This is a genomic window from Staphylococcus arlettae (assembly GCF_002902345.1).
GTDB lineage: Bacteria > Bacillota > Bacilli > Staphylococcales > Staphylococcaceae > Staphylococcus > Staphylococcus arlettae.
This window is the reverse complement of sequence record NZ_PPQB01000023.1, coordinates 66299-83548: the sequence shown is the minus strand read 5'-3', so window position 1 is coordinate 83548 and position 17250 is coordinate 66299. Positions and strand designations below refer to the sequence as shown.

General features: G+C 33.1%; 18 protein-coding genes. 10 read left to right on the top strand and 8 right to left on the bottom strand.

Annotated elements, in window-relative coordinates; translation table 11 throughout:
* Positions 1 to 245: 245 nt before the first annotated feature.
* Positions 246 to 932 carry a 2,3-diphosphoglycerate-dependent phosphoglycerate mutase gene (locus CD036_RS11825; RefSeq protein ID WP_002510056.1) on the bottom strand — a complete coding sequence of 229 codons (687 nt, stop codon included), beginning with the start codon at positions 930 to 932 and terminating at the stop codon, positions 246 to 248.
* Between the two features lie 321 nt (positions 933 to 1253).
* Here CD036_RS11825 and CD036_RS11820 point away from each other — a divergent pair, with 321 nt between their 5' ends.
* A complete protein-coding gene (locus CD036_RS11820; protein ID WP_002510055.1) occupies positions 1254 to 1619 on the top strand; it encodes an aggregation-promoting factor C-terminal-like domain-containing protein in 366 nt (121 codons plus the stop codon).
* A 130-nt stretch (positions 1620 to 1749) separates the two neighbouring features.
* Here CD036_RS11820 and CD036_RS11815 read toward each other — a convergent pair whose 3' ends face one another.
* The gene (locus CD036_RS11815) at positions 1750 to 2619 is read right to left on the bottom strand and encodes a cation diffusion facilitator family transporter (protein ID WP_002510054.1); all 870 of its coding nucleotides are present in this window, start codon (positions 2617 to 2619) and stop codon (positions 1750 to 1752) included.
* Positions 2620 to 2838: 219 nt separating this feature from the next.
* Entirely contained in the window at positions 2839 to 3222 is a 384-nt protein-coding gene (locus tag CD036_RS11810; RefSeq protein WP_002510053.1) for a GtrA family protein, read from the bottom strand.
* A gap of 211 nt (positions 3223 to 3433) precedes the next feature.
* Here CD036_RS11810 and CD036_RS11805 point away from each other — a divergent pair, with 211 nt between their 5' ends.
* A complete protein-coding gene (locus tag CD036_RS11805; RefSeq protein WP_002510052.1) occupies positions 3434 to 4585 on the top strand; it encodes a glycerate kinase in 1152 nt (383 codons plus the stop codon).
* 70 nt (positions 4586 to 4655) lie between these two features.
* Positions 4656 to 5858: a putative multidrug effflux MFS transporter TcaB gene (gene tcaB / locus CD036_RS11800; RefSeq protein WP_002510051.1), complete on the top strand. Its 1203-nt coding sequence runs from the start codon at positions 4656 to 4658 to the stop codon at positions 5856 to 5858.
* Positions 5859 to 5931: 73 nt separating this feature from the next.
* Here the strand turns inward: tcaB and CD036_RS11795 are convergent, their stop codons facing one another.
* Positions 5932 to 6396 carry a GyrI-like domain-containing protein gene (locus CD036_RS11795; RefSeq protein ID WP_002510050.1) on the bottom strand — a complete coding sequence of 155 codons (465 nt, stop codon included), beginning with the start codon at positions 6394 to 6396 and terminating at the stop codon, positions 5932 to 5934.
* A 167-nt stretch (positions 6397 to 6563) separates the two neighbouring features.
* Here CD036_RS11795 and CD036_RS11790 point away from each other — a divergent pair, with 167 nt between their 5' ends.
* Positions 6564 to 7190, top strand: a complete 627-nt coding sequence (locus tag CD036_RS11790; RefSeq protein ID WP_103388752.1) for a C39 family peptidase — start codon at positions 6564 to 6566, stop codon at positions 7188 to 7190.
* Between the two features lie 8 nt (positions 7191 to 7198).
* Here CD036_RS11790 and CD036_RS11785 read toward each other — a convergent pair whose 3' ends face one another.
* The gene (locus tag CD036_RS11785) at positions 7199 to 8008 is read right to left on the bottom strand and encodes a metallophosphoesterase (protein WP_103388751.1); all 810 of its coding nucleotides are present in this window, start codon (positions 8006 to 8008) and stop codon (positions 7199 to 7201) included.
* 220 nt (positions 8009 to 8228) lie between these two features.
* On the opposite strand from CD036_RS11785, the gene CD036_RS11780 reads away from it, so the two are divergent.
* Positions 8229 to 8729 carry a GNAT family N-acetyltransferase gene (locus CD036_RS11780; RefSeq protein ID WP_002510047.1) on the top strand — a complete coding sequence of 167 codons (501 nt, stop codon included), beginning with the start codon at positions 8229 to 8231 and terminating at the stop codon, positions 8727 to 8729.
* 90 nt (positions 8730 to 8819) lie between these two features.
* Here CD036_RS11780 and CD036_RS11775 read toward each other — a convergent pair whose 3' ends face one another.
* The 3 genes from CD036_RS11775 to CD036_RS11765 all read right to left on the bottom strand — a co-directional run bounded on the left by CD036_RS11775 (position 8820) and on the right by CD036_RS11765 (position 12591).
* Positions 8820 to 9260, bottom strand: a complete 441-nt coding sequence (locus CD036_RS11775; protein WP_103388750.1) for a DUF805 domain-containing protein — start codon at positions 9258 to 9260, stop codon at positions 8820 to 8822.
* A 67-nt stretch (positions 9261 to 9327) separates the two neighbouring features.
* Positions 9328 to 10926, bottom strand: coding sequence for a M20/M25/M40 family metallo-hydrolase (locus tag CD036_RS11770; protein ID WP_103388749.1), 1599 nt, complete (start codon positions 10924 to 10926; stop codon positions 9328 to 9330).
* A gap of 273 nt (positions 10927 to 11199) precedes the next feature.
* A complete protein-coding gene (locus tag CD036_RS11765) occupies positions 11200 to 12591 on the bottom strand; it encodes an MFS transporter (protein ID WP_002510044.1) in 1392 nt (463 codons plus the stop codon).
* Positions 12592 to 13020: 429 nt separating this feature from the next.
* Between CD036_RS11765 and CD036_RS11760 the strand changes: the two genes are divergently transcribed.
* The 5 genes from CD036_RS11760 to CD036_RS11740 all read left to right on the top strand — a co-directional run bounded on the left by CD036_RS11760 (position 13021) and on the right by CD036_RS11740 (position 17210).
* Positions 13021 to 13533, top strand: coding sequence for a DUF4242 domain-containing protein (locus CD036_RS11760; protein WP_002510043.1), 513 nt, complete (start codon positions 13021 to 13023; stop codon positions 13531 to 13533).
* A gap of 136 nt (positions 13534 to 13669) precedes the next feature.
* The gene (locus tag CD036_RS11755) at positions 13670 to 14410 is read left to right on the top strand and encodes an ABC transporter ATP-binding protein (protein ID WP_002510042.1); all 741 of its coding nucleotides are present in this window, start codon (positions 13670 to 13672) and stop codon (positions 14408 to 14410) included.
* Positions 14411 to 14422: 12 nt separating this feature from the next.
* Positions 14423 to 15385 carry an ABC transporter substrate-binding protein gene (locus CD036_RS11750; protein ID WP_002510041.1) on the top strand — a complete coding sequence of 321 codons (963 nt, stop codon included), beginning with the start codon at positions 14423 to 14425 and terminating at the stop codon, positions 15383 to 15385.
* Between the two features lie 3 nt (positions 15386 to 15388).
* Positions 15389 to 16153 carry an ABC transporter permease gene (locus tag CD036_RS11745; RefSeq protein WP_002510040.1) on the top strand — a complete coding sequence of 255 codons (765 nt, stop codon included), beginning with the start codon at positions 15389 to 15391 and terminating at the stop codon, positions 16151 to 16153.
* 13 nt (positions 16154 to 16166) lie between these two features.
* Entirely contained in the window at positions 16167 to 17210 is a 1044-nt protein-coding gene (locus CD036_RS11740; protein WP_103388748.1) for an acyl-CoA dehydrogenase family protein, read from the top strand.
* Positions 17211 to 17250 lie beyond the last annotated feature (40 nt).

The following is a 17250-nucleotide window of genomic DNA, read 5'->3' as shown; positions in this document are numbered from 1 at the left end:
GGATAGTAAAAATATTTAAAAATGGTATTAAATTTATTATTATTTCAAAAATCACGATTATATGTTTTTAAAATTATTATGTATTTTGTTAGTAACAGTGTCATATGGTTTAATTCTTTCTTCATTTGTCATACCACGGTTAAATAGTTTGAGTTTTAGAGAAGGTAAATACGAAAAAAGCATTCAACTCGACTATACACGATTTGAATGCTTTTTATATTAATAACATACATTGTCTTTATTCATTATAAATAATATTTATCTATTACTGTTAAATCCTCTTTTAAATCGTAAATTAATGGCGCACCTGTTTTAATTTCATATCCAACTATATCTTCTGGAGACACATTTTCTAAGAACATAATTAACGCTCTCAGAGAATTGCCATGTGCTGACACGAGCACTGTTTTATTAGCTAAGAGTTGTTGTGATACTTGGTCGCTCCAATACGGAATAACACGGTCAAGTGTATCTTTTAAACTTTCACCTTCTGGCATAACTCTCCGGTCAAGATGAGCATATTTTCTATCTTCTAAATAACTTTGCCACTGTTTCGAATTTTGTTCGGGCGGCTTAACATCATATGAACGTCGCCATAAATGAACTTGCTGTTCACCATATTGCTTACGAGCGTCATCTTTGTTTAACCCTTGAAGTCCTCCATAATGACGCTCATTAAGACGCCACGATTTTACAACTGGAATATACAGTTGATCAGATTGTTCTAATAAATAATATGTGGTATTAATAGCTCTTTTTAGCAAAGAAGTATAAACAATATCTATTTCTATTTCTTGTCTTTTCAATTTTTGTCCTGAGGTAATTGCTTCTTGTTTGCCTTGCTCTGACAAATCTACATCAGCCCAGCCAGTGAATAAATTTTTAGCATTCCATTCACTTTGACCGTGACGACATAATATTAATTTTGGCATGTTAATCACTTCTTTCATTTATTTTCAAAATATTGCAATTTTGTAATATAAATTTTTCATCGTTCATATATGCCCAAGTATGTATTTTACAGTGACTCAAAACTGTAAATCACAAAATAATTGTAACAAATTACACGTTATTTTGAAATAAATGTCTTATTTTAGTCATAAAGTCGCTCGTTTTTTTATCTCGTTGTAACCTATACCTTAAATTTAGATGTTATAGTATTAATCATTAATTCGAAAAGTAATTAGCAAACAAGATGAAATATTATATTGTAACGCAATGAATAACACGAATAATTAGGAGGATTTTTTATCATGAAAAAGTTTTTAATTGCTTCATTTGCCACATTATCTATTACAGCAGCAGGCGTGGGTGCTAGTGCAAATATTAATTCTGCCGATGCCGCTGAAACAACACAACAATCTACTGACGCTGTATATCAAGAATTTATCGAAGCTGGAGGCACACCAGAACTATGGGAAAAAGTTGTCTTACCTGAATCTGGCGGAGATCCAAATGCTGTAAATGAGTTAGGATACAAAGGACTTGGTCAAACTAAAGAAGACTGGGGAACTGGCTCAGTAGAAACACAAACTAAAGGTATGATTAATTACGCTGAGGAACGCTATGGTTCTATTGATGCAGCAATTGATTTCCGTGAAGCAAATGGTTGGTGGTAAGTTATAGAAACCTATAACTTACACATAAAAAGGCTATTCCATATTTAAATGGAATAGCCTTTTTTTATGCCTGACAGTGCTCGTCATATTATTCCTAAACGCTATAGTTCAAAAGTTATTAACAAAGTAATCACTGTATAGAAGCTGGTTCGGGATGTACATAAATAGATGAGACACCCTTATTATGCATATGTTGTTCAACAGCATCACATATATGATGCGCTTCTTCTAACGTTAAATTGGACTCAACGACTATCGTCACATCTACGAAAATACTGCTGCCATAATACCGTCCTTTAATAGATTGCACATCTATAACATCATCTACTTCTAAAATATAATTTTTAAATGCTGTTAATTCACGCTCATTAAAACCATCACTTAAAGCAAAAATAGATTCTTTAAAAATTCCAAAACCAGTATAAATAATTAGCAGACCAAGTATTGTGGCCAAAATAGTATCGACGATTGGCATACCAATTTGTGTAAAAATTAACCCAATAGCTGTACCAATACTGACTAATGCATCAGACAAATTGTCTTTTGCTGCAGAATTTAGGGAGCTACTATTAGTATATTTAGCTAATCTTTGATTAATATAATAAACGATAAACATGATGATACCACTAATCATACTGACATAAATAGTTATAATGTTCGGCGTAGGATGTTCTTTTATAAAAATTCGCGGTAAATTTTCAATAACAACTTGAATACCTACAAACATAATTACGAAAGAAACTAATAATGTTGCAATATTTTCTGATTTCAAGTGCCCATAAGGATGATTACTATCCGCAGGTTTGATTGAAATTTTCAAGCCAACAATAACGGCAATAGATACAATAATATCAGTCATATTATTTAAACTATCCGCACGTACTGCTGCCGAATCATAAATTGTTCCTACGAAAAATTTAGCGATAGATAAAATGATATAAATAATTAAACTGAGGTATGCTCCCCGCTGTGCTAGCTTTAATTGGTTACTTTGATTCATTTTTCAAGACCACCTTAATTCAACTGAAATACAATTATGACCGATTCAATTCTATTTTACAACGTTTTAAATTCTAAAATTAATTAATATTTTTTATCTAAAAAAAGGGTTCGTCTCTCCTAAATTTCTATTTCACTATAGATTACAACAATAATTTAGGCTTTCTGAAATTTAATACATACAGTAAATCAAATTAATTTATTACCAGGCACAATAAAATTAAGCATCTCTCAAAATATATTTAGATAATATGAATGTTACAGGAATAGTAATAATTAAACCTGCAAATGGCGCAATCACAGAAGAAATATTAAACCATTGTACGAATATATATAATAATAAAGTCTGCATACCCATGTTAACTACTTGAGTTAGTGGAAACTGTATAAATTTTTTCCAAGTTGGTTGTACTTTATAAACAAAGTAACAATTAAGATAATATGAAATTATAAAACTAATAACAAAACCTGAGATGTGACTAACTAAGTAGTTCACACCAATTAATTTCAATAATAACAAATAAATAATGTAATAATTTAAAGTATTAATACCACCCACTATAATAAACTTTAATATTTCATATTGTGTTTTTGTTAAATTCATTTACGTACTCCTTTAGTCATGCAATATATAACAATCATACTTTAACACATCACTTAATTTTGCGCCTACATTTTTACAGGCACTATATTTTTTTATTTCAATGATTATTGTAATAATATAGTTAAAGTTATTGTAACCGTTTTACTCACATATAGTTTCATAATAAGATAAAAAAATTATTAACACATTAACATTTGCTGGAGGTATTAAGATGACTATTTCGAAGGTTATTATCGCACCAGATTCATTTAAAGAAAGTATGTCTGCTATGCAAGCTGCTCAAGCAATTCAACAAGGTATGTCGAAAATTTTTCCACACGATACCCATTACGAATTAATCCCAATGGCTGATGGCGGTGAAGGTACTACTGATGCACTCATGCATGCTTTGAATGCTAGCTACGTTTCAACTACGGTACTCGACCCGTTACAACGTCCAATTCAAGCACAGTATGGTTTTTCTGCTACGACTAACACTGCTGTTATTGAAATGGCTGCAGCTTCCGGACTAGATTTAGTATCAACAACTGAACGTAATCCACTAATTACTACAACATACGGTACGGGACAGCTAATTAAAAGTGCATTAGACCAAGGTGCTGAACGTATTATTTTAGGCATTGGTGGTAGTGCTACTAATGACGGTGGCACAGGTATGCTTTCTGCACTAGGTGTTCAATTTTTAGATGCACAGCAGCAACCGTTACAAGCAGGAGGGGCTGATTTATTGCGTTTGGCTACTATTGATTTATCAAAACTCGATTCACGCCTCGCCCATGTTTCTTTTGAAGTAGCATGTGACGTAACAAATCCATTACTTGGCTCTCAAGGAGCAAGTGTGATATACGGTCCGCAAAAAGGAGCTAATGTTCAGATGGTTCAACAATTAGATAAAGCATTAGCCCATTATCATAATCAAATAGAAGTACAACTCAATATATCAGTTAAAGATATTGCAGGAGCAGGAGCTGCAGGAGGTTTAGGGACAGGGTTATTGGCGTTTTGTCATACAACACTAAAAAAAGGTATTGATGTTGTATTAACGGAAACAAAATTTGATACACATCTCCAAGGTGCAGACCTAGTTATTACTGGAGAAGGTAAAATAGATCATCAAACTATTTATGGTAAAACACCTATAGGCGTAGCACAGCTTGCTAAAAAATATAATATTCCAGTAATAGCACTCTCTGGTAGTCTTGGTGAGGGCTATGAAGCTGTGTATCAGCATGGTATTGATGCAGTATTTAATATATTGCAACAACCTCATGATTTACTTACCGCTTTAAAAAATGGTGTGCTCAATATCGAAAAGACTGCTGAAAACATTGCAAGAGTTATAACGCTCACGGAAAAGTTCTAATCTGCTAGTTACAAACCATATAACAGGGGTTATAATGAATTATTGAATGAAATATAAAGGAGATCTTTCAATGGACAACCACATTAAACGCCCTTTCCCTTTAATGATGCTTATTGTTTTGGGCATAATGACTACTTTTGGTCCTTTAACTATAGATATGTATGTGCCATCTTTACCAAGCGTGCAAAATGACTTTGGTTCCACAACCTCTCAAGTACAACTCACGTTATCCTTTGCTATGATTGGTTTAGCCATTGGTCAATTTATCTTCGGACCTCTGTCTGATGCTTTTGGCCGTAAAAAAGTGGCACTTATTATTATCGCAATTTATATCATCGCTTCATTTATCGCAATATTTACTACAATAATGCCCCTGTTCTTATTGTTACGCTTTATTCAAGGTTTAACAGGTGGTGGCGCCATTGTTATTGCTAAAGCTTCAGTTGGTGATCGTTACCAAGGTGCAACCTTAGCTAAAGGTCTAGCATCATTGTTAGTAGTGAACGGTATTATTACAATTTTAGCACCATTAATTGGTGGTTATACTTTAAGCGTCACTACTTGGCAAGGTATTTTTGCTGTTCTAACTGTTATCAGCTTAATTATTTTAGTATTAGCTACTATTAAAATGACAGAAACACAATCAGTAGCTAACAAACGATTAAATTTTGGTGCTATTTTCAAGGACTTTGGCCAGTTATTTAAGAAGCCAAGATTTATTCTTCCTATGTTATTACAAGGATTAACCTACATTATGCTCTTTAGCTTTTCAGCTGCAGCGCCTTTTATAACACAAAAAATCTATGATATGACACCTCAGCAATTTAGTGTTTTATTTGCTATTAATGGTGTGGGTTTAATTATTATGAGTCAACTTACGGCTAAATTAGTCGAATATATGAATCGCTACGTTTTATTACTTATTTTGACAGCTATACAAATCATAGGCGTTGTTATTATAGTCTTTGCCTTAGTGGTACATTTACCGTTATGGGTCGTAGTGATTGGTTTCTTCTTAAATGTTTGTCCTGTTACAGGCATTGGTCCTCTTAGCTTTGCTTTAGCTATGGAGTCACGTACTGGAGGAAGTGGTAATGCCTCTAGTTTACTAGGTCTCTTCCAATTTATTTTAGGGGGCGCAATTTCGCCTTTAGTAGGACTACAAGGTCAATATAGCGTTACACCATACTTATATATTTTAATTATTACTTCTGTCATTATTATTGTGCTTGAAGTAGCCCTCAAGTTTAATAGACCGCTTCAGAGCAAGTAATATACCACTATTTAATATGAACATAATAAAAACTAGTCTGGAACAGCATCTTACCAGACTAGTTTTTTTGTAGCTATTCTATTGGTAACCATAATTCAGTAATATAGCTATCTTCGGCTGTATTGCCGTCACGATAATATTCAAAAAATGGTGCTTCTCGTAATTTATAATCCAATGATGGTAGAAGTGTTTTATTTATATGTTGCATTGCGTTATGAATCGATTCTGGAACTGGACCCTTTGCTTCAAATACAAGGTAGCGTCCTGCCTGTAACACTATTGCATCGAAATTGTTATTTTCATCATCGGTAGTAACGCCAATTAAATAATGCATCTCACCATTATTTTGTGGCATACAAACACCCAAAATCCCTGCAAAATAGTTGTTATTTAATAAAGTGAGTGTAGTTTTATATTGTTGCGCATCAAAATCCAACCAAAACTTATAAATATGTTCTTTTGCTTTTTGACCAGTTGCATACTTTCTCTTCAAACCAACAATTGTCATTTTTTCTGTTTTGTCAATACGATAATCCACTATTAACACCCCATCTCTCTTTTGTGACAGCATACCAAATCTACTCACTCGGGTACAGGTACACATACAATTCGCATCAAGTTAAAACGCTATACTACCCCTTTTGTACAATGCAAGCTATAATAATTAACATATTAATATATTGTGTCATACAGGAGTGAACATACATGACAAAAATTTTGAATGTTACACCGATTAGTCAATTATTCCCCATACCAATGATTATGGGCTGCGAAGGTGTCTGTGCTGCAATGATTCTCCAATATAATGATTATCCTATCAAAGCTACAGATATTATGAAAAGTTGGCCTAAACATCCTAACAATCCTTATAAAGGCTATGTAGGTCACCAAATAGGTATTAAATTTGGTTACCATCAAACAATATTTCCTACTGCCTTTGTCCCTCACCTTCAACAATTTAATGCGCACATTGTAGATAGCACAGGACAATCATTACACTCATTAAAACGTGTTATAACTCAAGGCCAACCTGTAGTGATATACCATACTGTATTAGGTCAGAAACCTATTATGCGTACGTTTAAATTTGAAAATAGACCTACCAAAATCGTCTCTAATATTCACACTACAGTGTTAGTTGGCTATGACGACACTCATTATTACTATATAGACCCACTGTGGTCACATTTTGGTAAGGCTATCATATTACCTGCTTTAGTTCCTAATAAATTTCAACTGCTAAAAATTTCGAAAGCACATATGGAAAAAAGTTTTAATGCACCAGGTCGAATGAGTTTTTATTTAAACTATCCTGCTACAAACGCAAAATAATATATTACTTAAATATTAAACGTATACAATGATTGCGTAATTTCCCTAGCAAGATCTGTAGTTCGCCATTGACGTTCATATCCCAAGCAAGGACATATATAAGTCGTACCTTGTTCTTCAAAATGATTACGAAAATGTACGTGTCCCATAATGCTATAGTGAATTGGATATCGATCATATATTTGATCAAAATCTGAAGTACCAATAAATGCATTGAAATAATCAAATATACGATGCGGCATAGGTACGGCAAAATTATTATGCGTTACTATGTGCGTCATCAATATTAATTTTTTGTCGGCCACTTGTTGAATATCTTTAGTAATTTGTCTGACCGCTATATCTGACATTTTTCTATCATGAATTGGCCAATTAATCCGTTCCTTATCTTGCCAAGTCGCACCAATGTATTTTCTTTGTTCAATACGTTCTAGTGAGAACCTACTATCAGCGTAACTATAATCATACCAACCCGTATTGCCAACGATTGCCCATTCGTCATTAACAATGTATGGTTGCCCAATTAAACATTCTTGCATTGCCATATAATAATCAAGTATTTCTAATGATGCTAAGTCACCTGATTGAGTCCAAAAATCATGATTACCAGGCACAAATAATACAGTAATTTGTAACTTTGTTTTTATGGTCGTTATAAACTGTGCACTAAGTTGATAATTATTCGAAATATCACCAGCAATTAATAAGATGTCTATACGTTGGCTTTGTACACTATTACATAAATGTCGTTCAAAGTCTTCAGGTGTATAGCGCTTGCTTCTATCTATATGTAAATCTGAAATCACACCAATTTTCATAACTATCCCTCTATTTATTTATCATATATTTTTAATTATGACATAAATAGTTTTTTTCTTAATCATTCGGACTTACTCGCTTACTCAATCCTCTTTGTGACCTTTACTCCACTTTAAAGGTAAAAATCCTTCCTTATTCAGAGTGGTTTTAGTTAATCTTAGAAGCAGAAAAATGCTATAATAAATGAAATTATTCACCAATCAAAAAGGGGGGACTCTTATGGAATTTACAATTAGAGCGCTCGAAGAATCTGATAAACAGAGTAAGGCGTTAGTCCATTACCAAAGTTGGATAGAAACATACGAAGATATCGCTGTTAATAATTACTTAGAAAATCTTAACAAAGATCAATTTATTAAAAAATCAGCATTACAAGATGTCCCTACGCTTGTGGCAATCGTTAATAATGAAGTAGTTGGGTTTATTGCTTATGGCAAAACTCAAGAAGTTAATGATAACGATGACTGGAGTCAAATTTATGCCCTTTATTTATTAGAAGAATATCAAAATCATTTAATTGGTTTTGCTTTGACACAACGTGCTTTGGAACTTTCATATCCTGATAATATGACCTTATGGGTTGTTGAAGAAAATGATAATGCCATAGCCTTTTATGAGCAAATTGGTTTTAAAACAACAAAGCATACGAGCCCCATCTACTTCGGTAAAACATATAATGAAATTCGCATGGATTTTTACCGTATGGAACATGAAAATTAATCGCTATTTCGTCTAATTAACTCAACATAAAAAGGCCTTGAACAATCAATCATTTGATTATTCAAGGTCTTTTACTATACGTGTGTAGTGTTAAATCCATTTCAATTGTGCTTCAGGAGTAGGTTTAGTTGGTAGTAACGTAATAACAATTAAAATAATTGTAGAAATTAAAGTAATAATATTCATTAAAATGGCCAAACTATCTATCTGGATAATATCAAAGATAATATCCCCTATTAACGTAATTAAAATTAACATGAGTGCTGTCATACGTTTACGTCCAGCATCATAAAATCGTCTCATAGTTATAGCTATCATCGGTACAATGTTGGCTAATAAAAACAAAGCAATAACACTAAAAATAATAATAGCTATTACCAGTAATCCTGTCACAAAAGTTATGGCTCCAATTAATGACAAAATAAAAATAACTAGAATATGTACGAGCACTGGTACCCAAAATTCTGTTCTATTTGATTTGCTTTTAAAATCTATGTACCTTTTCCAAAAATCTGTATATGCCTCTACCATTATCCAACACTCCAATATCTATCTATATTAATTAATATAACGTAAGTGTTGTCAATTTCACAATTATTTATACAAAATGTTTCTTTATAATAGTTTCTAATATTATTGGCAATTCCTCAAATGCACTTTTTTTATAAACACGTTCGCCAACTTTATGCGCATCTTTACCTATAGGACCACACAAAATAACAGGGGCACTAATTTCAGCTATTTTATCAAAAGGAATGGTATAAGTACGATTGAAGCTAGGCGCATTTTTACTAAATATTGTCATTTCATCTAAATGATTATTTAATTGCACATAACTTGAATCACTAATGCCGTTAAAATAATGTACTAATTGACTATCTCTATTAAATTGTGTTTGAGAGGTCTCTTTAACGGTCTCCACAATACCTTGTACTAACGTATTCTCTGAAGAATTGACTGCTGGATAAAATGGTGGCGCAAAAAACGTAACAACCGCAGGCGTTATTTCACGACAAAGTTTGATAAGTTCATCTGCAATAGCAATACTTTGCATGTGCAATGAAGGTGTCGTGTCTAATACATGTTGGATAATTTGTGATACTTTCTCCTCTCCATGTTGTGCAACTACATAATTGTTTAACTGTTCAAATGTAAGTACATTAATTTTTGACTCAAATGATTGATTTTCTAGTTCTAAAATATTCAGCCAATCATTTTCACAACGTTCCACCGCTTTAATAACTACTTCTAAAAACGTTTGGTATAGTGTCGCCGGTGTTTGTTGAAATAAAAACATATTGTATAAAGCATATGATCTAAATGGCGTTTGCACGTCATAATTCTCTTTTATATCTTTATTAGCGATTGATAATGGTAAGGGCGTTGTCTCGTGTTCAAACTTTTCTTTAAATCTAGCATTGTATTCAATCGACTGTGTAATATAACTTAATATAAAATTAGAACTTAATCCCTCTAAAGGATTACCTACATGTGTTTCTTTCCCAAAACACAACACGCCTGGCATGATTTTTCCTATAGAGCCAGAATATACATAATGCGTTAGATCATTATCTAATTGCTGAAAAGTCGGCTCGCTATTTAAATGTAATTGAATATCAAGGTCGTATTGTTGTTGATACTCTGCAATAATGTGGATTGCTTTACGCATGCCAGAAGAATTCACTTCTTCATCAGGCACAGTTACTAATAATAAGTTTACATCCCATTGCTCCATTGATGCTTTTTCAAGTAATGACATATGGAGCATGAGTCCTGCTTTCATATCCATTACACCTCTACCGAATAAAAATTCATCAGATTGCAAATCTGTTTGAGCTTGGTCATCTAAATAGTTAGGATGTGCATGAAATACTTCTTGTAGTTTGTCTGGATTAAATGCATATTGATGATGTGTTGCATAATCATCCACTCCTACCGTATCAAAATGACTAAGTAACACAATCGTTTTATTACTATTTTGTCCACGGTATAGCGCAGTAAGTAACTCTTTATCATCTTCAGTGACACTATGTTGGATTAACTCTCGATGTTGATTAAAATATGTTAATTTAAGTAATAATGATTCAACAAAACGTGCAAATGTTTTTTCTCCGGGTGTGTTTGTTATTGTCTGCTGTTGTACTAATTGCTTTAACAAATTTTCTCTTGCTTCGTATGTTTGCCATAATAATTGCATATAATCCTATCCTCCTATAAGAAAGCGCTTTTATAAGATTATAATACGTTGCACAAGTAATTAGCAATAAATAGAAAAGGGAGTGGGACAGAAATCTGATTTTGAAAAAATGATTTTGTCGTCCCACCCCGGCAAGGATGACTAGCGTTGAAACAAACTTGGTTTAAAGCGCATTTTCAATGCAGTCAGCTACTGCCAATATGAAAAAAGGCTAGGACGAATCAATATTGTCCCAGCCTCCTCAATTATAATAAGTAGTACTTACTATTAATATTAATTATTAAATTGATGTTTAGGTACTAAAATTAAAATCGCTATAAAAGCAATAATGGCTAATGCCAAATTAAAAAACAGTCCAAACATTGCCCCTACATGTAAGTTAGTAGTTGCTGATACTACACCGAATATCGTAGCTGATATAGCAACACCAAAAGAATTTCCTAAAGAAGATGCCATTTTGTAAATTCCTGATGCTACGCCTACTTTATCTTCAGGTGAAGTAGATACCGCTGTATCTGTTGAAGGTGTTGCATACATGCCAAGGCCTAGTCCGAACAATAGATAACCTATAATACATGACACGATGTACACTGCTGTTGGTAAAAAAGTGAGAGAAATTAGCAAAATACCGCTAGCATTTAGCGCTGCACCAATTAACATTGGCCGTTTCGCTCCAATTTCTTGTAACAGTTTTTCACCAACACGAATCATTAATAATACCGATACTAAGTAAGCAATACTCATAGCTCCTGATTGGAACGAACTAAAATGTAATCCTGATTGGAAGTAAGTATTAGCAACGATTAAAGTACCTGCTACTGCATTCAACATAAAGTTTGAAATCGTTGCACCACTATAAGCTTTATGTTTAAACACTCGAAAATCAATAAGTGGGTTCGTTTTTTTACTTTCAAATATAATGAACACCACTAACGAAATAATAAATATAGCTATTAAAGTCATAATAAATGGCGACAACAGACCATAATCTGATGATTGCGTAATAATTAAATTAATACTTAACATTGCAATAATCAAAATAATCAATCCAACAATATCAAATTTTGCATTTTTCGATTGTTCTGTCACTGGTGCCTTTGTTTCAGGTGTATGTCTGATTAATAGTATCGCAGCTATTGTAACTATTATTGATACGATAAATATAGATCGCCATCCTACAAATGTTGACATTGCCCCACCTAAAAAAGAACAAATGCCACCGCCACCCCAAGAGCCAATTGACCAATAACTTAAGGCACGCTGTCTGTCAGTTCCGATATAATACTCATTAATAACAGCTAATGTCGAGGGCATGATAAAGGCAGCAGATAAACCTTGAATCCCTCTACCTAATACTAACAACGTAGTGAAGCCAGGTATAATGATCAACAGCGAGCCAATAATGCTCATAATTAGTCCAATATACAGCATTTTCATTCTGCCATATCTGTCTGCTAATCCTCCTGCTCCAACTACAAACAAACCACACAATAATGCCGTTAAACTAACTGCAACATTTATAGTGCCATAGTTCGTGTGGTACGATGACTCTAGATCTGGCACTATATTCACGAGCGATTGCGCAAAGAGCCAGAATGTAATAACAGCTAAAAAAATCCCCAAGAGAAGTCTATTATCTCCCTTAAAGGTTTGTGATGAATCCATGTGCTTGTTCCTCCTAATATTCAATTAGAAAGATTTTCAAAATAGTTGTACACCCTTTTAACTGCCATTAAAAAAGTCTATAGCTATCTCAAAAACCTCATAAAATACTCTAATCCGAGTATTCAAACCATTCAAATAAATATATATCCCCTTTATTTAAAATAGTTCATTTAAACACGATACCACTAAAATTTTTAAAACGCTAAGAAAAAAATTTTATCTAACAATTTTTATATTTATCTTTCAGTGATTAACACCCAGTTTTAACAAGCTTTATAGCAAGCCAATTTTTATTTATAAGACACTTTAAACATAGATTAATTTTGTTCTAAATTTTCTTAAAATTTAGTTAATTCTTGTTATAATCCCTTGTATTTCGATAGGTTTTATTATATTATAGCCTTATCATTTTACTAGGAGGCAATTCAAATGACTTTATATTTATTAGAATCTAATGACTTATCTTTCGCTGCAACTAAAAGCGAACTAGAAAATAAAGCACAATCATTATCAACTAATTCAATTCCAACTTTAATAGAAGTACAAGCAACAGAAGATCTTACACACGCTTATTTTATCGTCGAAGCTAACGACGAAAATGAAGCTAAAGACTTTTTAGAACAAGCTGAAGTACCTATCTCACTAACTAAAGAAGTACGCTTAGTCGGCAAGGAATTAGATGAGATTAAACAAGGCGATGCTAAAGTTGACTATCTTGTAACTTGGAATATTCCAGAAGGCGTTACAATGGATCAATATTTAGCACGTAAAAAGAAAAATTCAGTACATTATGAAGAAGTACCAGAAGTACAATTCCAACGTACTTATGTCTGCGAAGATATGTCAAAATGTATCTGTCTATATGACGCACCTGATGAAGATGCGGTAAGACGCGCTAGAAAAGCTGTCGATACACCTATCGATGATATTGAAAAATTATAAATTATAAAATAAGCTTGTAGACTTATAAAACCCTAAATGGGGGCGAGCATATGAAATTAAGTTATATAATTTCAATCTCGCTCCCTTTGTTATAACAAAAGCCTACTAAAACGATATGATTAATAGAGGTGTTGTAGTGATTCAAATTAATAACATCCAACATAAGTTTGGAGACCATCAAGTAATTAATGATTTTGACTATTCTATTGATAAAGGGAAAATTGTTAGCTTCATAGGAAAAAGTGGTTGCGGAAAGTCCACGTTACTAAATATTATCGGTGGCTTCCTTTCCCCTACTAACGGTGAGGTCCTCATTAATAACAACTTAAAGTCTGAGCCTTCACCAGATTGCTTAATGATTTTTCAACACCATAATTTATTACCTTGGAAAAATATCAATGACAATATCAGGTTAGGTTTAAGTTACTCGCTGAGTGATGAAGACATCAACAAATATTTATCTAATGTAGATTTAAAAGATAAGGGACATTTATTCCCTGAAGAATTATCAGGAGGAATGAAACAACGTGTAGCCTTATGTCGTGCACAAGTTCATCAACCAGATGCCATATTAATGGACGAACCACTGGGAGCTTTAGATGCTTTTACTCGCTATAACTTACAAGATCAACTTATCCAATTATCTGAACACACGACTGCTACTATTATTTTAGTTACTCATGATATTGATGAAGCTATCTATTTATCTGATGAAGTCATCTTACTCGGTGATGGTTGTGAAATTATTAATCAATACAGTATTTCCCAATCTCATCCTCGTAATCGTAATGATAGTCATTTATTACAAATTAGGAATAATATTATGGAGACTTTCGCGTTGAATCATCATATGGCTGAGCCGGAATATTTTATCTAAGGAGTGTCACCTATGAAAAAACTTTTGTATAGTATGTTGGTACTTCTTATATTGATTTCTGGGTGTAGCAATAACAACACATCTAATGAACGCTCAAATCACCAAGCAGATAAAAAAACTATAAAAATCGGTTATCTACCCATTACACATGCAGCTAATTTAATGATGACGAAAAAAGTATTAGAATCGCGTAGTAATGGCAATTACAACTTAGAATTAGTTAGATTTAATAATTGGCCTGATTTGATGGATGCTTTGAATAGCGGTCGTATAGATGGTGCATCAACTTTAATCGAATTAGCTATGAAATCAAAACAAAAAGGTAGCCCTATTAAAGCTGCTGCCTTAGGACATCATGAAGGTAATGTCATTATGGGACAAAAAGGTAAAAGTGTAGAAGATTTACACAACCATAATAACTATAGTTTTGCTATACCGCACCGCTATTCTACACACTATCTGTTGTTAGAAGAAATGCGCAAACAATTGAAACTAGACCATAATACATTTGACTATCATGAAATGGCTCCCGCAGAAATGCCTGCTGCTTTAAATGAAAACCGCATTGCAGGTTATTCTGTAGCTGAACCCTTTGGTGCATTAGGAGAAAAACTAGGTAAAGGACATACACTTAAACATGGTAGTGAAATTATACCTGATGCCTATTGTTGTGCCCTTGTTTTACGTGAAGATTTAATTAATAACCAGCACGATGTCGCTCAACAATTTATGACTGATTATAAAAAAGCAGGTTACCAAATGACTGACAAAAGTAAAAGTGTCGACGTTATGTCTAAACACTTTAAACAAGATGACAAAGTATTGGCACAATCTGCAGAATGGACATCTTACGGCGATTTAACAATTGAAGAAGATGGCTATCAGAAAATTACTGAGTTAGTACAAGAACACAAATTATTTACAGCGCCTTCGTACAAATCATTTGTCGATTCATCATTATATAAGGAGGGGTAAGCTGTGGCTTTTAATATTGTAAAAAGATACACCCTTCCAATAGGATCGGTTATCCTATTATTATTTATTTGGCAATGTATTATATGGATTGGAGATTACCAACCCATTTTATTACCTGGGCCACTACTTGTTGGCAAAAGTATTATAAACTTTATATTCACTGGTGAAATCTTTAGTCATTTAGGTATTAGTTTATTCCGCTTTGCTGTAGGATTCATTTTAGCTATTATTGTCGGGATACCTATTGGTTTTCTACTCGGTAGAAGTCAGTTTTTTTATACTGCAATTGAACCAATCTTTCAACTAATACGTCCAATTTCACCAATCGCATGGTCACCATTCGTAGTGTTGTGGTTTGGCATAGGAAGTTTGCCAGCGATGGCTATTATTTTTATTGCTGCGTTTTTCCCTATTACCTTTAATACCATCAAAGGAGTAAAAGGTGTGGAACCACAATATTTAAAAATAGCGTCTAATTTGAATTTAACTGGATGGTCACTTTATAGAAATATTTTATTCCCTGGTGCTTTTAAACACATTATGGGTGGAATACACATGGCAGTTGGAACCAGTTGGATCTTCTTAGTTTCCGGTGAGATGATTGGTGCACAATCGGGCTTAGGATTTTTAATTGTCGATGCTCGAAATATGCTGAATTTAGAAGATGTATTATCAGCTATTTTCTTTATCGGTTTATTTGGTTTTATTATAGACCGCTTAATCACACATTTAGAAACATATATTTTAAAACGATTTGGAGAAAATTAGGAGTGTTAAAATTATGACGTTAAATACATTAATAGAAAACAAATTAGATCCTTATTTAGTAGAAATTGATGACGGGTCTCACTATGCCAAAGATTTTATTCAGGATTTATTTAAAGAAAACCATTTTTCAAAACAAGATATCGAAAAAAACTTACTTACAATTGAACAAGTTTCAAACTCATGTTTAACTACAGGTTTTTGTTTATGGTGTGAATTAGCATTTTCCACCTACTTACAACATGCATCCACAAACTATTTAAATACTGAGTTACAAAACAAACTATTAAATGGCGAAATTTTAGGTGCAACTGGCTTATCTAATCCAATGAAATCTTTTAACGACTTAGAAGCTTTTAATTTAAACCACTATTATATAGATGGTACATTATATGTTAATGGGAAATTACCAGCGGTCAGCAATATTGGAGACGACCATTATTTTGGAGCAATTTCGAAAGCTCAAGACGGTGAAGAATTAGTAATGTTTATTGTTCGTGCCAATCAAGAAGGAATTAAGTTAACAGAAATGTCTAATTTCTTAGGTGTCAATGGCTCTGCAACTTATACTATTCAATTTGACGATGTCATCATCCCAGAGAAACATATCATTACAAAAGATGCTAAGTCTTTTGCTACACAAATCAGACCACAATTCGTGACATTGCAAATACCTATTGCCTTAGGATCTATTCGCTCATCACTTGACTTGATTCATAAATTTTCTACTGCGCAAAATGGCATTAATCAATATCTTGATTATGATGTTGATGCTTATGAAGCACAGTACCAACAATTAAGAACAGAATTTTATGAGCTTGTTCATGCGCATAAAGATGAATTGTCTGCTTATTTCGCTGACATTATCCGTATTAAAAAAGAAGCAGGTTATTTATTACTTGAAGTTAATCAAGCTTCTATGGTCAATGGCGGTGCACGTGCATACTCTCATAAAGCACCACAAGCGCGTAAATTAAAAGAAGGATTTTTCTTCGCCGCTTTAACACCAACATTACGACATTTAGGTAAGTTAGAAGCAGAATTAAAACAACAAGCTTAAATCAAACGAGGCTAGGACACTATTGATTGTCCTAGCCTCG